17 protein-coding genes are annotated in these 19,880 nt (G+C 71.2%); 7 read left to right on the top strand and 10 right to left on the bottom strand.

Annotated elements, in window-relative coordinates; genetic code table 11:
* Window positions 1-13 precede the first annotated feature (13 nt).
* Window positions 14-2,473, bottom strand: a complete 2,460-nt coding sequence (locus ACZ6JS_RS20745; protein ID WP_469299725.1) for a serine/threonine-protein kinase — start codon at window positions 2,471-2,473, stop codon at window positions 14-16.
* 161 nt (window positions 2,474-2,634) lie between these two features.
* Window positions 2,635-4,341, bottom strand: coding sequence for a glycerol-3-phosphate dehydrogenase/oxidase (locus ACZ6JS_RS20740; protein WP_469299723.1), 1,707 nt, complete (start codon window positions 4,339-4,341; stop codon window positions 2,635-2,637).
* Window positions 4,342-4,570: 229 nt separating this feature from the next.
* On the opposite strand from ACZ6JS_RS20740, the gene ACZ6JS_RS20735 reads away from it, so the two are divergent.
* Window positions 4,571-5,800, top strand: coding sequence for a nucleotide sugar dehydrogenase (locus ACZ6JS_RS20735; RefSeq protein WP_469299722.1), 1,230 nt, complete (start codon window positions 4,571-4,573; stop codon window positions 5,798-5,800).
* Between the two features lie 227 nt (window positions 5,801-6,027).
* Here ACZ6JS_RS20735 and ACZ6JS_RS20730 read toward each other — a convergent pair whose 3' ends face one another.
* From ACZ6JS_RS20730 to ACZ6JS_RS20715, 4 genes are all read right to left on the bottom strand, one after another.
* Entirely contained in the window at window positions 6,028-7,152 is a 1,125-nt protein-coding gene (locus ACZ6JS_RS20730; protein WP_030851473.1) for a GuaB3 family IMP dehydrogenase-related protein, read from the bottom strand.
* A gap of 140 nt (window positions 7,153-7,292) precedes the next feature.
* Window positions 7,293-8,792 (bottom strand): IMP dehydrogenase, encoded by a 1,500-nt coding sequence (gene guaB / locus ACZ6JS_RS20725; RefSeq protein ID WP_469299720.1) that lies wholly within the window; start codon window positions 8,790-8,792, stop codon window positions 7,293-7,295.
* A gap of 114 nt (window positions 8,793-8,906) precedes the next feature.
* A complete protein-coding gene (locus tag ACZ6JS_RS20720) occupies window positions 8,907-9,536 on the bottom strand; it encodes a sigma-70 family RNA polymerase sigma factor (RefSeq protein WP_469299719.1) in 630 nt (209 codons plus the stop codon).
* A 375-nt stretch (window positions 9,537-9,911) separates the two neighbouring features.
* Window positions 9,912-10,523 carry a response regulator transcription factor gene (locus tag ACZ6JS_RS20715; RefSeq protein WP_003948568.1) on the bottom strand — a complete coding sequence of 204 codons (612 nt, stop codon included), beginning with the start codon at window positions 10,521-10,523 and terminating at the stop codon, window positions 9,912-9,914.
* A 389-nt stretch (window positions 10,524-10,912) separates the two neighbouring features.
* Here ACZ6JS_RS20715 and ACZ6JS_RS20710 point away from each other — a divergent pair, with 389 nt between their 5' ends.
* Complete coding sequence (locus ACZ6JS_RS20710) at window positions 10,913-11,239, top strand: WhiB family transcriptional regulator (protein WP_030027725.1); 327 nt, start codon at window positions 10,913-10,915, stop codon at window positions 11,237-11,239.
* Between the two features lie 160 nt (window positions 11,240-11,399).
* Here the strand turns inward: ACZ6JS_RS20710 and ACZ6JS_RS20705 are convergent, their stop codons facing one another.
* On the bottom strand, window positions 11,400-12,299 hold the full coding sequence (locus tag ACZ6JS_RS20705) for a LysR family transcriptional regulator (RefSeq protein WP_046779224.1): 900 nt from the start codon (window positions 12,297-12,299) through the stop codon (window positions 11,400-11,402).
* Between the two features lie 88 nt (window positions 12,300-12,387).
* On the opposite strand from ACZ6JS_RS20705, the gene ACZ6JS_RS20700 reads away from it, so the two are divergent.
* The 3 genes from ACZ6JS_RS20700 to ACZ6JS_RS20690 all read left to right on the top strand — a co-directional run bounded on the left by ACZ6JS_RS20700 (window position 12,388) and on the right by ACZ6JS_RS20690 (window position 14,697).
* Window positions 12,388-13,074, top strand: coding sequence for an MOSC domain-containing protein (locus ACZ6JS_RS20700; protein WP_469299925.1), 687 nt, complete (start codon window positions 12,388-12,390; stop codon window positions 13,072-13,074).
* A gap of 31 nt (window positions 13,075-13,105) precedes the next feature.
* The gene (locus ACZ6JS_RS20695) at window positions 13,106-13,879 is read left to right on the top strand and encodes an SDR family NAD(P)-dependent oxidoreductase (RefSeq protein ID WP_469299717.1); all 774 of its coding nucleotides are present in this window, start codon (window positions 13,106-13,108) and stop codon (window positions 13,877-13,879) included.
* 107 nt (window positions 13,880-13,986) lie between these two features.
* A complete protein-coding gene (locus tag ACZ6JS_RS20690; RefSeq protein WP_469299716.1) occupies window positions 13,987-14,697 on the top strand; it encodes an ester cyclase in 711 nt (236 codons plus the stop codon).
* A gap of 63 nt (window positions 14,698-14,760) precedes the next feature.
* Here the strand turns inward: ACZ6JS_RS20690 and groL are convergent, their stop codons facing one another.
* Window positions 14,761-16,389 (bottom strand): chaperonin GroEL, encoded by a 1,629-nt coding sequence (groL, locus tag ACZ6JS_RS20685; protein ID WP_030851491.1) that lies wholly within the window; start codon window positions 16,387-16,389, stop codon window positions 14,761-14,763.
* A gap of 112 nt (window positions 16,390-16,501) precedes the next feature.
* Window positions 16,502-16,810, bottom strand: coding sequence for a co-chaperone GroES (groES, locus tag ACZ6JS_RS20680; protein WP_030011064.1), 309 nt, complete (start codon window positions 16,808-16,810; stop codon window positions 16,502-16,504).
* 258 nt (window positions 16,811-17,068) lie between these two features.
* Between groES and ACZ6JS_RS20675 the strand changes: the two genes are divergently transcribed.
* Complete coding sequence (locus ACZ6JS_RS20675; RefSeq protein WP_469299714.1) at window positions 17,069-17,527, top strand: hypothetical protein; 459 nt, start codon at window positions 17,069-17,071, stop codon at window positions 17,525-17,527.
* A 103-nt stretch (window positions 17,528-17,630) separates the two neighbouring features.
* Here ACZ6JS_RS20675 and ACZ6JS_RS20670 read toward each other — a convergent pair whose 3' ends face one another.
* Window positions 17,631-17,813: a hypothetical protein gene (locus ACZ6JS_RS20670; protein ID WP_469299712.1), complete on the bottom strand. Its 183-nt coding sequence runs from the start codon at window positions 17,811-17,813 to the stop codon at window positions 17,631-17,633.
* 532 nt (window positions 17,814-18,345) lie between these two features.
* On the opposite strand from ACZ6JS_RS20670, the gene ACZ6JS_RS20665 reads away from it, so the two are divergent.
* Window positions 18,346-19,740: an FtsW/RodA/SpoVE family cell cycle protein gene (locus ACZ6JS_RS20665; protein WP_469299710.1), complete on the top strand. Its 1,395-nt coding sequence runs from the start codon at window positions 18,346-18,348 to the stop codon at window positions 19,738-19,740.
* Window positions 19,741-19,880: the final 140 nt, after the last annotated feature.

Below are 19,880 nucleotides of genomic sequence, written 5' to 3'. Positions count from 1 at the left end.
CTGCGTCCCGGGGTCAGCCGAGAGGCCGGAACGTCTGGAAGGCGACGTTGCGCATCTGGGTGCACTCGGGGCCGTCCCACTGGTCCGCGGGGCAGCTGATCATGATGGCGTAGCCGTGCGTGGCGTCGACCTTGAACCCGCGGTTGAGTACGCGGACCTTCATCCCGCCCTGCTCGCGCTCGAACTCCCAGTCGGCGACGGTCGGGTAGTCCCGGTACTCCGCCTTGTCTATGCGGATCGGCCGGTAGCCCTTGCTGCTGCCGCCCACGGCGGGGGCCAGCTTGACCCAGGCGAGGACCGCGTCGTCACCCGGGCTGCCGGTGAAGTCGACCTGGATCCGCGGGAATCCGCCGTCGCGGCTGAATATCGCGCCGGAGTTGTCGCCCGCTGTGGCCGTCCGCTTGAACCCCTCGGGCATCGCCATCGAGAAGTGGAACCCGGGTTCCGTCACCATCGCGTATCCGGCGGGGAGTGCGCCTCCCGCGCCCCCGGTCGTGGCGCCCTGGCCCTGGCCCTGACCTTGCCCCTGGCCCTGGCCCTGGCCGGCGGTCTGCTGGCCCTGACCCTGGCCGCCGGCGCCCGCGTCGGTGCCCGCGGTACCGCCCGCGCCCGTCTCACCGGTGTTCCCCGAGGGCTTGGGGGAACCCTGTTCGGCCCCGCCCGAGGTCTGCGGGGCGGATGCGGCCGGGGTGGGCAGGCCGCCCTTGCCCTGGTCCTTCTTGTCCTTGTCGTCGCCGCTGATCGCCCAGGCGATCAGCGAGCCGACCACCGCCAGCACGGCGACCACGGCGACGACGGCCAGCGCGATGGTGCGGCGAGGCATGACGTCCGTGAGCGGCGCGACGACGGAGGCGGTCCGGCCCTTCGGCGCTTCCGCGGCAGAGACCGCGGTCGTGGCGGCGGCCGGGGTGGCCGTCGCCGCCTTACGGGCGGCCTTCAGCGCGGCGCGGGCGCGTTCGCGCTGCTCCCGCTCGCGACGCTCCCGCTCCTTCCTCGCGGCCTTCTCGGCGGCCTTCTCCGCGGTGGCCTTCTCCGCGGCCTGCTTGGCGTCGGCCAGCGATATCTGCCGCGTCTCCTCGGCGACCGCCGGCACCACGGGGGCAGGTTCCGGCTCGGGCGCGGCGATGACGGCGGTGAGCATCGCCCGGGCGCGGGCCTCGTCGAGGCGGCGGGCCGGGTCCTTGGCGAGCAGACCGTAGATGACCTCGGTCAGCGGGCCGGCGTTCTTCGGCGGGTCGACCGGCTCGGTCATCACCGCGGTGAGCGTGGCGAGCGCGGACCCCTTGTCGTACGGGGGCGTGCCTTCGACGGAGGCGTACAGCAGGCCGCCGAGGGACCACATGTCGGCGGGCGGGCCGGGCTTCTGGCCGCGGGCGCGCTCGGGCGAGATGTAGGAGGGGGCGCCGACGAGCATGCCGGTGGAGGTGACGGAGGGATCTCCCTCGACCTGCGCGATGCCGAAGTCGGTGAGGACGACACGGCCATTGCCGGCGATGAGCACGTTGGAGGGCTTGACGTCCCGGTGCAGGATGCCCTGGCCGTGCGCGGCGCGCAGGACGTCGAGGACCGCGAGGCCGACCTCGGCTGCGCGGTGGGGGGTGAGGGGGCCGTTCTCCCGGATGAACTCGGCGAGCGAGGGCCCCTCGATGAGCTCCATGACGATCCACGGCCGGGCGTCCTCGTCGACGACGTCGTAGACGGTGACGGCGCCGCCGCTGCGGATCCGGGCGATGGCCTTGGCCTCGCGGAGGGTGCGGGTGATGAGGCGGCGCTTCTCGTCGTCGTCGACCCCGCTGCTGAAGCGGAGCTCCTTGACGGCGACGGTGCGGCCCAGGGTCTCGTCCTGGGCCCGCCAGACGGTACCCATCCCGCCCTTGCCGAGCACGGCCCGCAGCCGGTACCGGCCGGCCAGCAGCCGCCCTTCGTCCTGCCCGTCCCCGGCCGCCTTGGCGGCGGCGGCCTTGACGGCGGCGGCCATGGCATCGGCCTTCTCGACGACGGGGTTGGCCCCGGTCGCCCCCACGGGCTTGGCGGCGGGCTTCGCATCTTCGGCCACGGCCTTGCTCAGCCCCGGCTTCGAAACGGCGGGCTTGGCCGCAGGCGCAGAGGCAGAGGCGGGCTTCGACACGTCGGGCTCCGCGTCAACGGCCGACGTCCCAGGCACCGCCTTGCTCAGCCGCGGTTCCGAATCCGCAGGCTTCGCCCCCTCGGACTCCCCGTCACCACCCTGCGTCGCAGGCACCGCCTTGCTCAGCCCCGGCTTCGAACCCGCAGGCTTCGCCGCAGGCGCAGAGGCTGAGGCGGGCTTCGACACGTCAGGCTCCGCGTCAGAGGCCGTCCTTGCCGCGGGCACGGAAACGTCCTCGGGCTTCGCCGCAGGCGCAGAGGCAGGGACGGGCCCCGCCGAATCGCCATCGTCAAGCTTCGCCGCAGGCGCCCCGGCAGGTGACTCGGTGTGCTCCGGCTTCGACATGCGTCCCCTCTGCGATCGTGCCGCTGCTCCGCCCGCCCCAGCGGCTGAGCGACCCGGCGGCCGGGGCCCACGGTAACCCGCCCCGGCAGAGCCATCATTGTTCCTCACTCCGCAACGGACGGACCCCCCGGGTCTGCGGTTCCGCCTTCCGCATCCCGGAGTTACAACGGAACGATGTCGGGCGCCCCCAGCCGTGCCGCGTCCGCCGTCTGGTCGTCCGGCTGTCGCTGCGATTCCCGCTCCGCCTGGACCCTCTTCTCGTAGTGCTCCACTTCCTTCTCGATCTGCTGCTTGTCCCATCCCAGCACGGGCGCCATCAATTCCGCGCACTCCCGTGCCGACCGCGTCCCCCGGTCGAAGGTCTCGATGGAGATCCGCGTCCGCCGCGTCAGCACGTCGTCCAGGTGCCGCGCCCCCTCGTGCGAGGCGGCGTACACGATTTCCGCCCGCAGGTAGTCGTCGGCGCCGGTCAGCGCCTTGCCCAGTTCCGGATCGGCGACGACGAGGTCGAGCAGCTCCTCCGTCAGCGACCCGTACCGGTTCAACAGGTGCTCCACCCGCACCACATGAAGACCCGTCCGGTCCGCGATCCTCGCCCGGCCGTTCCACAGGGCCCGGTACCCCTCGGCCCCCACCAGCGGCACGTCCTCCGTCACGCACGGCGCCACCCGCTGGTCCAGCCCGTGCACCGCCTCGTCCACCGCGTCCTTCGCCATGACCCGGTACGTCGTGTACTTGCCGCCTGCGACCACCACCAGCCCCGGCACCGGATGCGCCACCGTGTGCTCGCGCGACAGCTTGCTCGTCGCGTCCGACTCACCGGCCAGCAGCGGCCGCAGGCCCGCGTACACGCCTTGGACGTCGTCGCGCGTCAGCGGCACCGACAGCACCGCGTTCACGTGTTCCAGCAGATAGTCGATGTCAGCGCTCGACGCCGCCGGGTGTGCCTTGTCCAGGTCCCAGTCGGTGTCGGTGGTCCCCACGATCCAGTGCCGCCCCCACGGGATGACGAACAGCACCGACCTCTCGGTCCGCAGGATCAGCCCGGTGGTCGAATGGATGCGGTCCTTCGGCACGACCAGGTGGATGCCCTTCGAGGCCCGCACGTGGAACTGCCCGCGCTCCCCGATCAGCGCCTGGGTGTCGTCCGTCCACACCCCCGTGGCGTTCACGACCTGCTTCGCGCGGATCTCGTACGCGACACCGCCCTCCACGTCCTGCACGCGCGCCCCGACCACCCGTTCACCCTCGCGCAGGAATCCGACGACCCTCGCCCGGTTGGCGCAGTGCGCACCGTACGCGGCGGCCGTCCGCACGAGCGTGGTGACGTACCGCGCGTCGTCCATCTGGGCGTCGTAGTACTGGAGGGCTCCCACCAGGGCGTCCTTGCGCAGCGCCGGCGCCACCCGCAGGGCCCGGGAGCGTGAGAGGTGCCGGTGCACCGGAAGGCCCCGGCCGTGTCCGCTGGAGATTGACATCGCGTCGTACATCGCGACGCCCGCGCCGGCGTAGAGCCGCTCCCAGCCCTTGCGCTGCAAGGGGTACAGGAAGGGCACGGGCTTCACCAGGTGCGGGGCGAGGCGCTCCAGCAGCAGACCGCGCTCCTTCAGCGCCTCCCGCACGAGGGCGAAGTCGAGCATCTCCAGATAGCGCAGACCGCCGTGGATGAGCTTGCTCGACCGGCTGGAGGTGCCCGAGGCCCAGTCCCGGGCCTCCACCAGACCGGTGGACAGGCCCCTCGTCACCGCGTCGAGCGCGGTGCCGGCGCCGACCACGCCCGCGCCCACGACCAGCACGTCCAGTTCCCGTTCGGCCATCCGGGTGAAGGCCGCGGCTCGCTGCGCCGGCCCCAGTGTCGCTGTCCTCACGGCTGCCTCCCGTTGGTGCGGGTGAGATCCCGCTCACATGCCCCCGTTTCACGATTCTGACGTCCCGCACCCACATCGGCCACCGCCTGTGGACAACACAACGGCGGCGTTCACCGCGCAATGCGACATATCTGTCATATATAAGCCTAGTCTGACATTGCGCCAGCTCCCCTGCCCTCGGGAGGACTTGCGCGGCACCCCCTCACGCCAGGGAAGGGACGGCATCCCCATGCCCGCAGACCTCGCCGTCATCGGACTCGGCCACCTCGGCCTGCCGCTCGCCCAGGCGGCCGTCGCCGCCGGAATCGAGACGGTCGGCTACGACAGCGGTCCGGCCACGGACTCCACTCTCTCCGCTGCCGAGATCCGCCGCATGTCGGCGGCCGGCTTCCGGGTCACCACCAACCCCGCCGAGCTCGGCCGGGTCCGCACGGCCGTCATCTGCGCCCCCACCCGGCTCGGCGCGGACCGCGCGCTGGACCTGTCCGCCGTGGGCGGCGCGGGCCGCGCCCTCGCCGCGCGGCTGCGCCCGCACACCACGGTGATCCTCGAATCCGCCGTACACCCCGGCGTCACCGAGGACTACCTGCGGCCGATCCTGGAGGAGGGATCCGGACTCCGCGCCGGCCGGGACTTCCACCTGGCCTACTCCCCCAGCCGCCTCGACCCCGGCAACCGGACCCACGGCATCTCCAACACCCCCAAGGTGATCGGCGGCCTCACCCCCGCCTGCACCGAGTCCGCGCACGCCTTCTACGCCCGCCTCACCGAGAAGGTGGTCCGCGCCCGCGGCCTGCGAGAGGCCGAGACCGTGCAGCTCCTCGAAACCAACTACCGCCACGTCAACATCGCCCTGATGAACGAGATGGCCGTGCTCTGCCACGACCTCGGCGTCGACCTGTGGGACGTCATCCGCTGCGCCGAGACCAAGCCGTACGGGTACCAGGCCTTCCGCCCCGGACCCGGCGTCGGCGGCCACGGCGTCCCCCTCGACCCGAACTACCTCCCCCACACCACCCGCACCCCCGGACACCCGCTGCGCATGGTCGGCCTGGCGCAGGAGATCAACGACCGGATGCCGCAGTACGTCATCCAGCGCTCGGCCACCCTTCTGAACGAGCACGGCAAGTCCGCCCGCGGGGCGCGCGTCCTGCTGCTCGGGGTCACGTACAAGCCCGACCTCGCCGACCAGGAGGGCTCCCCGGCCGGCGAGATCGCCAGCCGCCTCATCGACCTCGGCGCGCTGATCAGCTACCACGACCCGTACATCACGGGCTGGCGGGTCAGGGACCAGCCGGTCCCCCGCGCGGAGTCCCTGTACGAGGCCGCGGCCAACGCCGACCTGACGATCCTGCTCCAGCACCACCGCACCTACGACATGCAGGCCCTGGCGGTGAAGGCCCAGCTGCTCCTGGACACCCGGGGCGCCAGCCCGGTGGGCGCGGCCCACCGCCTCTGAAGCACCGCCGCGGCCCACTGGTGCCACCCCGACCGTGTGCGGCATTCCGCACACGGTGTTGCACCCCCGGCCGCTCGTCCACGGCGACCCGCTGCCCTGTCCGGACCGGCACGAGCCCGCCCAGGCCGAACACGCCGTGACGCTGCCCTCGTGCTGTGACAGACACCGGAGGGCGGGCACCCCGTGCAGGGGGCCCGCCCTCCGGTGTTCGCTCGTGCGGCGGTGGGTCAGCGGCGGTGCTGGGAGTCCGCGACCGTGACCTCGACCCGCTGGAACTCCTTGAGCTCGCTGTAGCCGGTGGTGGCCATCGAACGGCGCAGCGCGCCGAAGATGTTCATCGAGCCGTCCGGGCTGTGCGAGGGACCGGTGAGGATCTCCTCGGTGGTGCCGACGGTGCCGAGGTCGACCTTCTTGCCGCGCGGCACGTCCTCGTGGACGGCCTCCATGCCCCAGTGGTTGCCCTTGCCGGGCGCGTCCGTGGCACGGGCCAGCGGGGAGCCCATCATCACGGCGTCGGCGCCGCAGGCCACGGCCTTCGGGATGTCGCCCGACCAGCCCACGCCGCCATCGGCGATGACGTGCACGTAGCGGCCGCCGGACTCGTCCATGTAGTCGCGGCGGGCCGCTGCCACGTCCGCGACGGCGGTCGCCATCGGGACCTGGATGCCGAGCACGTTGCGCGTGGTGTGCGCGGCGCCGCCGCCGAAGCCGACCAGCACGCCCGCTGCGCCGGTGCGCATCAGGTGCAGGGCCGCGGTGTAGGTGGCGCAGCCGCCGACGATGACCGGGACGTCGAGCTCGTAGATGAACTGCTTGAGGTTCAGCGGCTCGGCAGCGCCGGAGACGTGCTCGGCGGAGACGGTCGTGCCGCGGATGACGAAGATGTCCACGCCCGCGTCGACGACGGCCTTGGAGAACTCGGCGGTGCGCTGCGGGGAGAGCGCGGCGGCGGTGACGACGCCGGAGTCGCGCACCTCCTTGATGCGCTGCCGGATCAGGTCGGCCTGGATCGGCGCGGAGTAGATCTCCTGGAGGCGGCGGGTGGCCGACTCCTCGTCCAGCTCCGTGATCTCGTCGAGCAGCGGCTGCGGGTCCTCGTAGCGGGTCCACAGGCCTTCGAGGTTCAGCACGCCGAGGCCGCCGAGCTCACCGATGCGGATCGCGGTCTGCGGGGAGACGACCGAGTCCATGGGGGCGGCCAGGAAGGGGAGCTCGAAGCGGTACGCGTCGATCTGCCAGGCGATCGAGACCTCCTTCGGGTCCCGGGTACGCCGGCTCGGGACGATGGCGATGTCGTCGAACGCGTACGCCCTGCGGCCGCGCTTGCCGCGCCCGATCTCGATCTCAGTCACGTGTGGTGGCCTTTCCTCTGGGTCTGCCCGTCCAGTATCCCCGAACCCCGGCGGGCCGCGTTCCGGTGACCGCTGTACGGACGCCATGCGAGAGGGGCGGACCCGGTGACCCGGGTCCGCCCCTCCGCGCTTGCGCCTGCTCAGCCCTTGCGGCTGTAGTTCGGGGCCTCGACGGTCATCTGGATGTCGTGCGGGTGGCTCTCCTTGAGGCCCGCCGAGGTGATGCGCACGAAGCGGCCGTTCTCCTGGAGCTCCGGCACGGTACGCCCGCCCACGTAGAACATCGACTGGCGCAGGCCGCCGACGAGCTGGTGGACGACCGCGGAGAGCGGGCCGCGGTAGGGCACCTGGCCCTCGATGCCCTCGGGGATGAGCTTGTCGTCGCCGCCCACGCCCTCCTGGAAGTAGCGGTCCTTGGAGAAGGAGCGCTGGTCGCCGCGGGACTGCATCGCGCCGAGCGAGCCCATGCCGCGGTAGGACTTGAACTGCTTGCCGTTGATGAAGAGCAGCTCGCCCGGGGACTCCTCGCAGCCCGCGAGCAGCGAGCCGAGCATCACCGTGTCGGCGCCCGCGACCAGGGCTTTCGCGATGTCGCCGGAGTACTGCAGGCCGCCGTCGCCGATGACCGGGACGCCGGCCGCCTTCGCGGCGAGCGCAGCCTCGTAGATCGCGGTGACCTGCGGGACGCCGATGCCGGCGACGACGCGGGTGGTGCAGATGGAGCCGGGTCCGACGCCGACCTTGATGCCGTCGCAGCCGGCGTCGATGAGCGCCTGGGCGCCGTCGCGGGTTGCGACGTTGCCGCCGATGACGTCGACCGTGGAGTTCGACTTGATCTTGGAGACCATGTCGCCGACCAGGCGGGAGTGGCCGTGGGCGGTGTCGACGACGATGAAGTCGGCGCCCGCCTCGATCAGGGCCTGGGCGCGCTCGTAGGCGTCCCCGGCGACGCCGACGGCGGCGCCGACCAGGAGGCGGCCGTCCTTGTCCTTGGCGGCGTTCGGGTACTTCTCGGCCTTGACGAAGTCCTTGACCGTGATGAGGCCCTTGAGGATGCCCGCGTCGTCGACCAGCGGCAGCTTCTCGATCTTGTGGCGGCGCAGCAGCTCCATGGCGTCCACGCCGGAGATGCCGACCTTGCCCGTGACCAGCGGCATCGGGGTCATGACCTCGCGCACCTGGCGGCTGCGGTCGGACTCGAAGGCCATGTCGCGGTTGGTGACGATGCCGAGGAGCTTGCCGGCGGGGTCGGTGACCGGGACGCCGGAGATGCGGAACTTCGCGCAGAGTTCGTCGGCCTCGCGCAGGGTCGCGTCCGGGTGCACCGTGATCGGGTCCGTGACCATGCCGGACTCGGAGCGCTTGACGAGGTCGACCTGGTTGGCCTGGTCCGCGATGGAGAGGTTGCGGTGCAGTACGCCGACGCCGCCCTGGCGGGCCATCGCGATGGCCATGCGGGCCTCGGTGACCTTGTCCATGGCGGCGGACAGCAGCGGGATGTTCACGCGCACGTTGCGGGAGATGAGGGAGGAGGTGTCGATGTCGTTCGGCGCCATGTCCGACGCGCCCGGCAGCAGCAGCACGTCGTCGTAGGTCAGTCCGAGCGTGGCGAATTTGTCGGGCACTCCGTCGGCAGTCATGACACCTTCCCAAATGGTCTTGCTCAGCGCGGATGTCCATGCTAACGGGATCCCGACGCGTCTCATTCCACGACCAAGGTCAACCGGAAGTTTCGTAGGTTCCTACGGGTATGCCTACTGCTCGGCGAGCGCGCGGAGTCGGCTGAGGGCCCGGTGTTGGGCCACGCGCACGGCTCCGGGGGACATCCCGAGCATCTGGCCGGTCTCCTCCGCGGTCAGCCCGACGGCCACCCGCAGTACGAGGAGTTCACGCTGGTTCTCCGGAAGGTTCGCCAGCAGCTTCTTGGCCCAGGCGGCGTCGCTGCTGAGCAGCGCGCGCTCCTCGGGGCCCAGCGAGTCGTCCGGCCGCTCGGGCATCTCGTCCGACGGCACCGCCGTGCTGCCCGGGTGCCTCATGGCGGCCCGCTGCAGGTCGGCGACCTTGTGCGCGGCGATGGCGAAGACGAAGGCCTCGAAGGGCCGACCGGTGTCCCGGTAGCGCGGCAGCGCCATCAGGACGGCGACGCAGACCTCCTGCGCCAGGTCTTCCACGAAGTGGCGGGCGTCACCCGGAAGCCGGGACAGCCGGGTGCGGCAGTAGCGGATCGCCAGGGGGTGCACGAAGGCGAGCAGGTCGTGTGTGGCCTGCTCGTCACCCTCCACCGCCCGGCGTACCAGCGCGCTGACGCCTCCGGCACTGCCGCCGCCGGCGGCGCCGGTGGGGCCTGTGGCCGCGGGGGACCCCAGGGCATCGTCGTCGCGCATCAGTCCATGGTGCCTTGACGCCGGAGCATCCGCGGCACCGTGGTCCTTGTTGTGCGTCGAAGCGTTATGAGCGGGTGCGCCGGAACTCTTCATCTGCGCCCTCCCCTCCCGCTCGGCCGAATAGTCCCCGAGAGACTCCACACCCTCAAGGATGCGGCATCGCGCACGAAGCGAGACGTCCCCCGGATTGTGCCCCGCCAACCCCCGGGTGCGCACCGGGTACGGCGGGACGGGGCTACCGCGACGAGAAGAGGCGCCGGGAGGCGCCGTGCGACGGCAAGAGCGGCGCGCCGCCCCGTCCACCGGTGGCGGACGGGACCGCTCTCGACGATCCGCGGTCTGCGGCGGACCGGGCCGGGCCCGGCCGCTGCCGGGTCAGCGGACGAGACCCCAGCGGAAGCCGAGCGCCACGGCGTGTGCGCGGTCCGAGGCGCCGAGCTTCTTGAACAGCCGGCGGGCGTGCGTCTTGACCGTGTCCTCGGAGAGGAAGAGCTCGCGGCCGATCTCCGCGTTGGACCGGCCGTGGCTCATGCCCTCCAGCACCTGGATCTCGCGCGCGGTGAGGGTGGGCGCGGCGCCCATCTCGGCGGAGCGGAGCCGGCGCGGGGCCAGTCGCCAGGTCGGGTCGGCGAGGGCCTGGGTGACCGTGGCCCGCAGTTCGGCGCGCGAAGCGTCCTTGTGCAGGTAGCCGCGGGCGCCGGCGGCGACCGCGAGGGCCACGCCGTCCAGGTCCTCGGCGACCGTCAGCATGATGATGCGGGCGCCGGGGTCGGCCGAGAGGAGGCGGCGGACCGTCTCCACACCGCCGAGCCCGGGCATCCGTACATCCATCAGGATCAGGTCGGAGCGGTCGGCACCCCAGCGGCGGAGGACTTCCTCGCCGTTGGCAGCCGTCGTCACACGCTCGACGCCGGGCACGGTGGCAACCGCGCGACGGAGCGCCTCTCGGGCAAGCGGGGAGTCGTCGCAGACGAGGACGGAAGTCATGACCGCCCTCCGCAGCTGCTGATGCGCGTCACCTTGAGCCTCCAGGCTGGTACGTATCGTCACCTGTGCGGTCGATGCTCCCGGACACCTGTCCGAGAACTTGTCGGTTCAACCGCCTTCGCACTCTCAACGATGGTCACTCGAAAGAGTTACGGGTCGGACGGACACCTTCGGCACTCTACGTGAGGAAGCGAACACCGCGGCGGAGGCGCAAGCCACCTGTCCTCCATCTGGAGCTATGCCCTATTTGGCGGCTTTCCTTCCGTTTGGCACGTGTCTGAGGCTAGATTCCCAATGAGTCATATTTACATCTACTCCGACAGTAGGTGTGGAGACCCTTGGAGACATGGACCGTATCCGCCTCAGTACCGGCACCAAGAGGACTACCAATGGCAGATTTCTCCCGCCTCCCCGGACCGAATGCCGACCTCTGGGACTGGCAGCTGCTAGCCGCCTGCCGCGGGGTCGACAGCTCCCTCTTCTTCCACCCGGAGGGCGAGCGGGGCGCGGCCAGGAGCGCGCGTGAGGCCTCGGCTAAAGAGGTCTGCATGCGATGCCCGGTTCGTTCGGAATGCGCCGCGCACGCACTCGCCGTCCGTGAGCCCTACGGGGTGTGGGGCGGCCTCACCGAGGACGAGCGCGAGGAACTGATGGGCCGCGCCCGGCACCGACTGATCCCCGCGTCGAGTGCGATCGGACCGATCGCGCCGCACTGAGAGCCGACGAAACGACGGAAGGAACGTTTCCTCCGCACCACCTGCACGCCGGGCGTGTCGCCGCCCGGCCCTGGATTCACGCGTTCGGCCGTACGCGCGCGCCGCGCGTACGGCCGGGACGGCGGCCGCGCGTACGGTCGGCGCCCTGCCCGGCGCACGGTCAGCGCGCGGCCGCGCGCTCCAGCTCGGCCAGGGTCGCGGCCACGGCCGGCACCCGGGCCAGGTCGGGCAGGGTCAACGCCACGACCTCCCGCTCGACGGCCGGCTCCACGACGAGCGTGCTGACACCCTTGGCCCGTACGGACTCCACCGCGAGCTCCGGCAGGACCGCCACGCCCAGCCCCGCGCCGACCAGACCGACCACCGCGGGGTAGTCGTCGGTGGCGAAGTCGATGCGCGGGGTGAAGCCCGCGTCCTCGCACACCTCCACCAGGTGGCGGCGGCAGCGCGGGCAGCCCGCGATCCAGGGCTCGCCGGCCAGTTCCGCCATGCCCACGCGCTCCGCCCCGGCCAGCGCGTGCCCCTCGGGGACCAGCCCCACGAGCCGGTCGGTCAGCAGCGGCCGCACCACGAGGTCCTCCCACTCGGCCGCGGACCCGGCGGCCCCGCCGTAGCGGAAGGCCAGCGCCAGGTCGCAGTCACCCTCGCGCAGCATCTCGACGGACCGCGGCGGCTCGGCCTCGACCAGTGAGATACGGGTACCGGGGTGCTCGGCGCGCATGGCCGCGAGTGCGGTCGGCACCAGGGTGGAGCTGCCGCTGGGGAAGGACACCAGCCGTACGCGGCCCGCGCGCAGCCCGGCGATGGCCGCGACCTCCTCCTCGGCGGCCGTCAGGCCGGCCAGGATCCCGGCGGCGTGCCGGACCAGGGCCTCGCCCGCCTGGGTCAGCCGCATCTCGCGGCCGGTGCGGATGAGCAGCGGGGTGCCGGCCGACTGTTCCAGCGCCTTCATCTGCTGGGAGACGGCGGGCTGGGTGCAGCCGAGTTCGCGCGCGGCGGCGGAGAAGGACCCGGTCCCGGCGACGGCGCGCAGTACCCGGAGATGACGTGCCTCGATCACCCTTCGAGCATAAGGCCCTCTTTGACCGGCGCCCGACTACCCTCGTGACGCTTTGGGACCGCGCGGTTAGCCTGGGCCCATGGGTCCCATGCATCTGATCTCCGTGAATCTCGGCACCGCCACGCCTTCCGAGCACACCGACGCGGAGAGCGGGGTCACGGGCATCGGCAAGCGCCCGGTCCCCGGCCCGGTCCGCGTCTTCGCCCCCGGCGACAAGGCCACCGGCCTCGGCAGCGGCCTGGAGGGCGACGCCATCTGCAACCGTCGCCATCACGGCGGCGACCACCAGGCCGTGTACGCGTACGCCCGCGAGGACCTGGACCTGTGGGAGCGAGAGCTGGGCCGTGACATGCCCGGCGGGCTCTTCGGCGAGAACTTCACCACCTCGGGCATCGACCTGAACACCGCACGGCTCGGCGACCGCTGGCGGGTCGGCGCCGACCTCGTCCTCGAAGTGGCTTCGGCCCGCATCCCGTGCCGCACCTTCCAGGGGGCGCTGGGCGAGGCGGGGTGGGTCAGGCGGTTCACCCGGGAGGCCCGGCCGGGCGCGTACCTCCGGGTGATCCAGGAGGGTTCCGTCTCGCCCGGCGACCCCATCGAGATCATCCACCGGCCGGAGCACGACGTGACGGTGCAGCTCTGGTTCCGTGCCTTCACCACCGAGCGCGAGCTGCTGCCCCGCACCCTGGCCGCGGGCGCGGCGATGGAGCCCGAGGCGCACGAGACCGTGCGCCGGTACGTGGCGAAGTACGGGACCGGGGCCGGGGCGCGGTAACGCTGTCGTCCGGGGCGGCTAGGTTGCGCCTATGACGACTGCGTTGATTACGGGATCCACGGCGGGCATCGGCGCCGCCTTCGCCCGGCGGCTGGCCGCCCAGGGGCACAACCTCGTGCTGGTGGCGCGCGACAGCAAGCGCCTCGGCGAGCAGGCCACGGAGCTGCACGACCTGCACGGCATCGAGGCCGAGGTGCTGGTCGCCGACCTGTCCACCGAGGAGGGCATCGCGTCGGTCGAGAAACGCCTCGGCGACCGTACGCACCCCGTGGACCTGCTGGTCAACAACGCGGGCTTCGGCAACAAGGGCCGCTACCTCGAGGTCTCCATGGCCGACGAGCTGACCATGCTGAAGGTGCACGTGGAGGCGGTGCTGCGGCTGACCTCGGCGGCGTCGGAGTCGATGCGCTCGCGCGGCCGCGGCGGCGTGATCAACGTGGCCTCGGTGGCCGCTTTCGTGCCCCGCGGCACGTACGGGGCGAGCAAGGCCTGGGTCGTGCAGTTCACCCAGGGCGCGGCGCGGGACTTGGCCGGGTCGGGGGTCCGGCTGATGGCGCTGTGCCCCGGCTTCGTGCGGACGGAGTTCCACCAGCGCGCCGGCATGGGCACGGACAACATCCCCGGCTGGATGTGGCTGGACGCCGACAAGCTCGTGGCGGCGGCGCTGGCCGACCTGGCGCGCGGGAAGACGGTGTCCGTCCCGGACCCGCGGTACAAGGCGCTGATGGGCGTGGTGAAACTGACGCCGCGCGGGCTGCTGGGCGGGGTGTCCTCGCGCACGGGCCGCAAGTACGGGCCCCAGTAGCGCTCGTGACCCGCCGGTAAGCCTCCGCGGCGGCCCCCACCCGGACCGCCAAAAGGGCTAACTCTCCCTAAACTGGACATGTCCCATCTCCAGAGGGAGGCGACGCGATGACATTCGTACAGGTGATCGATTATGAGACCACGCGGTTCGATGAGATGAACGCGCTCATCGACCGCTGGGCGGAACAGAGCAGCGGCAGGCGCACGGCCACGCACACGATGATCGGCCAGGACCGCGAGGCCCGGAACCACTACGTGGACATGGTGGAATTCGCCTCGTACGAGGAGGCGATGAAGAACTCTCAGCTCCCCGAGACGGACCGGATGTTCCAGGAGATGGTGTCCCTCTGCGAGGGGATGCCGAAGTTCATGAACCTCGACGTGGTCCGCGACGAGCACCTCAACAAGCAGCTCGTGAACCGGGTGTTCCAGGAAGCCGCCATGGCCGGCGACATGAGCGTCCTCGACGAGTGCTTCGCGACCAACTACATCGACCACGACGTCAGCAAGGAGGAGCCCACCGTCATCGGACGCGAGAGCATGCGCTCCGACATGGAGAGGTGGCGCTCGGCCTTCGACATGTCCTTCGAGCCGACGGTCCAGGTGGCCGAGGGCGACATGGTCACGACGGTGTGGAACTGGCGCGGCACCCACAAGGGAGAGTTCATGGGGGTCGCACCGACCGGGAAGACCTACGAGATGTCCGGGACCACGACCTTCCGGTGCCAGGACGGGGAGATCACCGAGGGTTGGTGGCACTACAACCCCGGAGCCCTGCAACGCGAGATGGGCGGGACCGGATCGCCCTACGGAACCTGAAGCCCCCGCACGGGGAAGGCCCCGTCCGCGACTGCGGAACGGGGCCTTCGACGTGGAGCGCGATCAGTGGCTGTGGCCGTGACCGTGGCCGTGACCGGCGTCGCCCTCGTCCTCCGCCGGCTTCTCGACGACCAGGGTCTCGGTCGTGAGCAGCAGGGAGGCGATGGAGGCGGCGTTCTCCAGCGCGGAGCGGGTGACCTTCACCGGGTCGATGACGCCGGCCTTGACCAGGTCGCCGTACTCGCCGGTGGCGGCGTTGAAGCCCTGGCCCTTGTCGAGCTCGGAGACCTTCGAGGTGATGACGTAGCCCTCGAGGCCCGCGTTCTCGGCGATCCAGCGCAGCGGCTCGACGGCGGCGCGGCGCACGACCGCGACACCGGTGGCCTCGTCGCCCGACAGGCCGAGGTTGCCGTCCAGGACCTTGACGGCGTGGACGAGCGCGGAGCCACCGCCGGAGACGATGCCCTCCTCGACCGCGGCGCGGGTCGCGGAGATGGCGTCCTCGAGACGGTGCTTCTTCTCCTTGAGCTCCACCTCGGTGGCGGCGCCGACCTTGATGACGCAGACGCCGCCGGCGAGCTTCGCCAGGCGCTCCTGCAGCTTCTCGCGGTCCCAGTCCGAGTCCGTGGCCTCGATCTCGGCCTTGATCTGGTTCACGCGGCCGAGGACCTCGTCGGAGCTGCCCGCGCCGTCGACGATGGTGGTGTCGTCCTTGGAGATCGTGACGCGGCGGGCGGAGCCCAGTACGTCCAGACCGGCCTGGTCGAGCTTGAGGCCGACCTCCTCGGCGATGACGGTGGCACCGGTGAGGGTGGCCATGTCCTGCAGCATCGCCTTGCGACGGTCACCGAAGCCCGGGGCCTTGACGGCCACCGCGTTGAAGGTGCCGCGGATCTTGTTGACGACGAGGGTGGAGAGCGCCTCACCCTCGACGTCCTCGGCGATGATCAGCAGCGGCTTGGAGCCACCCGCCTGGATGACCTTCTCCAGCAGGGGCAGGAGGTCCTGGATGGAGGAGATCTTGCCCTGGTTGATCAGGATGTACGGGTCGTCGAGGACGGCCTCCATACGCTCCTGGTCGGAGACCATGTACGGGGAGAGGTAGCCCTTGTCGAAGGCCATGCCCTCGGTGAACTCCAGCTCCAGGCCGAAGGTGTTGGACTCCTCGACGGTGATGACACCGTCCTTGCCGACCTTGTCCATCGCCTCGGCGATGAGCTCGCCGACCTGCGAGTCCTGCGCGGAGAGCGCGGCCACGGCGGCGATGTCGGACTTGTCCTCGATCGGGCGGGCGGTCGCGAGGAGGTCCTCGGAAACGGCCTTGACCGCGGCGTCGATGCCCTTCTTCAGGGCGGCCGGGGAAGCACCCGCGGCGACGTTGCGCAGACCCTCGCGGACCAGCGCCTGGGCCAGCACGGTGGCGGTGGTGGTGCCGTCACCCGCGATGTCGTTGGTCTTGGTCGCCACCTCCTTCACGAGCTGCGCGCCCAGGTTCTCGTACGGGTCGTCCAGCTCGACCTCGCGGGCGATGGTGACACCGTCGTTGGTGATGGTGGGGGCGCCGAACTTCTTGTCGATGACGACGTTGCGGCCCTTGGGGCCGATCGTCACCTTGACCGTGTCGGCAAGCTTGTTGACGCCGCGCTCGAGGGCGCGACGGGCGTCCTCGTCGAACTTCAGGATCTTCGCCATGGGAGCGGTTCAGCCCTCTCGAAAACTCGGGTTTAACGAGCTACGCCCCTCGCCGCCCGGCAATCAGCGGGGTGACCAGGGGCGTAGCTCAAAGCAGTGCTGTGAAGCGAAATTACTTCTCGACGATCGCGAGCACGTCGCGAGCCGAGAGGACGAGGTACTCCTCGCCGCTGTACTTCACTTCGGTGCCGCCGTACTTGCTGTACAGCACGATGTCGCCGACGGTGACGTCCAGCGGGAGACGCTGGCCGTCCTCGAAGCGACCCGGGCCGACCGCGAGGACGACGCCCTCCTGGGGCTTCTCCTTCGCGGTGTCCGGGATGACCAGGCCGGAGGCCGTGGTCTGCTCGGCGTCGAGCGGCTGGACCACGATGCGGTCCTCAAGCGGCTTGATGGCAACCTTGGAGCTGGCGGTCGTCACGATCCGACCTCCCCCTTCGGAGATCCGGGGTTAACTGTCTGAGGTGGCGACCAGGTCGATCCGTCGTCGCGGGTGCCGGACCTGCCTGTCGCTGTGTTGGCACTCACCGGGGGCGAGTGCCAGGTGCGAGACTATTCCGGCGATTAGCACTCGGTCAAGCGGAGTGCCAATTCCCGACCTCCGGGCGTTGCGCGGAGGTCGGCCCGACCCCCGAAACCCTCGTGCGTTCACACGTTCGAGATCAGTACTGTCCCGGACATGACCAGGACAAACTCCGGTGTGCGATGGGTGCACGCCGTCCCGATCGCCATCGGGCTCGCCGTCGGGATCTGGATGTTCCACGCGGCCCTACCGCGCCTGATCACCCAGCTGACGGGGGTGGACGGCAGGTTCAGCGCGGAGCGGTGCGTGTGGGGGGACCCGGATTCCGAGGGGGACCGCACGATGACGTGCCGGGGGTCCTTCACCGCCGCCGACGGATCGTTCACCCTTGCCGGGATCAGGATCGACGGCGTCTTCGACGAGCGGCCCCGGACGCCGGTGGCCGCCCGCGTCAGCGGCCCCGACGCCGATCGGGCCGCACAGATGGACTTCCTCACCTCCCTCGCACCCATGGGCCTCGGCCTGACCGCCTTCGCCTTCCCGGCCTGGGCCCTGACGGCAGCCACCCGCGACTTCCTGACCCGCCGGGCCCCCACTGGGGGATCGGCGGCGTGACTCGCTCCGGTCGCGGGTCCCTCCGGGCGGCTCGGCGCTGCACGGGCTGCGCCCGTGCGGGGACTTGCGGCGGCCGGGGCGGGGCGACATCCCCGCCGGGAGCTCAGGAACCTCCGGATTCACGCCGCCGCGCTGCCTGCGCGGCGGCGATGACCGGCAGCTCCATGGCCCCGGAGGGAGCCGAGGAGTCCAGTTCGGGCGACACCACATCCTGCTCATCGGCCCGGACAGCCACCGGGACCGGAACGGCGGAAAACCGCCGGAGGAACTCCTCGAACAGCTCCACGGCGGCACCTCGGACATCGGCGGCTGCCACGCGACCCGGGTCGCGGCAGAAGCGACATCAAGAGGCCGTACGGGGCAGCTCGGCGCAGCGGCGTGAAGGGCTCCCGGCAGCCGGAACGGGAAGACCGGGAAGCGGGGCCGGCGCCCCGGAGCGCGCCGGTGCGCGCCTTCCCCGGGGGTTCCGGTCGACCACTTCGCCGAGCTGAACTGGCCGGTTTCCACCACCTCGAGGACGCACTGGGCGGCGTACCGGCATGCCCGGACAAGGCGGGTCCAGGGCAGGCCGTGAAGCAGGCGACGGGCCTTTCCGGCGGCAGGGGGCGGTACACGACACCGCCCGCCGAACATTTGGGAAGGAACCCCGGAAAGGACATCAACGTCGTAGATGATATGAAGATAAAGCGCCTCATTGCAGAGCAGATCGGACTCAAGGCTTCCGCAAGCCCCGGCGCGCCCGGCTCCGCGCCGGGGGCGCGTGAGGCGTCACCCCCACCGGCCTCTTCGCCCTCCCCCAAGGACGGCGGCGGCATCCCGTGCGTGGACTGAGGCCCCTGACGTCTGCGGGCGCCCGCCGCCGCACCGAGGCGCTGCTCCTCGCCTTCGTCATCGTCATCGCCGTCTTCGGGCATGCCGCCGCGGGCCTCGCGATGAACGGCGAGCTCCCGCCCAACCTCGCCGGCTTCACCATCTCCATGACATTGCTGGCGCTGGTGGGGCACCTGGGCGTGCGTCGCTTCGCGGCCTGTGCGGATCCGCTGGTCCTCCCGCTCGCCATGCTGCTGACCGGCCTGGGGCTGGTGCTGATCCACCGCCTCGACCAGGGCTACATCGAGCGGTGGAACTCGGACGCCAACGCCCCGGGCCAGCTCCTGTGGACGGTGGTCGGCGTCGCCTCGTGCATCGCGGTCCTGGCCCTGCTGCGCGACCACCGGCTGCTCCAGCGGTTCATCTACATCACGATGGCGGTCGCGCTGGTGCTGCTGATCGCGCCGGCGTTCTTCGGCGCGGACAGGTACGGCGCCAAGCGGTGGATCATCCTCTTCGGCTTCTCGATCCAGCCCGGCGAGTTCGTGAAGATCATGATCGCGATCTTCTTCGCCGGCTACCTGGTCATCCACCGCGACTCGCTGGCCCTGACGGGCCGCAGGTTCCTCGGCATACGGCTGCCCCCGATGCGCCAGCTCGGACCCATCATCACGGTGTGGATCCTCTCGATGCTGGTGCTGGTCTTCGAGCGGGATCTGGGCACGTCCCTGATCTTCTTCGGCGTCTTCGTCGTGATGCTGTACGTCGCCACGGAACGCACCAGCTGGATCGTGTGCGGCCTGCTCATGGCATCGGCGGGCGCCTTCGTGGTCGGCTCGACGGAGCCGCACGTCAAGGCGCGCGTGGCGGCCTGGCTGAACCCGCTCTCCGTCTACTGGGAGAACCCGCCCCCGGGCGTCACCTCGGACCAGTCCGCGCAGGCCCTGTTCAGCTTCGGCACGGGAGGCATCTCCGGAACCGGCCTCGGCTCGGGACACCCCGAACTGATCAAGTTCGCCGGCCGCAGCGACTTCATCCTCACCACCGTGGGCGAGGAACTCGGCCTGGCCGGGGTCATGGCCGTACTGATCCTCTACGCGCTTCTCGTGCAGCGCGGCCTGCGGATGGCGCTCGGCGCCCGCGACCCCTTCGGCAAACTGCTGGCGGTGGGCCTGGCCTCGGCGCTGGCGCTCCAGGTCTTCGTGGTCGCCGGAGGCGTCACGGGTCTGATCCCCCTGACGGGCAAGGCCCTGCCCTTCCTGGCCAAGGGCGGCTCGTCCCTCCTGGCCAACTGGATCATGATCGCCCTCCTCCTCCGCATCAGCGACAGCGCGGAACGCCAACGCGAGGCGGACGCCCGGGGCCCGGCGGAAACGACGATCACGCCGGTGGTGCCGGTGTAGGGCCCACCCGCTCAGGGCCTTCACCCCCGCGCCCCCACCGATCCCCGCCAGTGGCTGACCACCCGCCCCAGGCGCGGCGGGGTCGGGGGGTGCGGCGGCAGCCGGTGCGGCGGGGCAGGGCCGGCGCGGCGTGGTGGCGT

The sequence above is a fragment of the Streptomyces sp. NPDC046349 genome (assembly GCF_055587885.1).
This window is presented reverse-complemented; position numbering and strand designations above follow the sequence as displayed.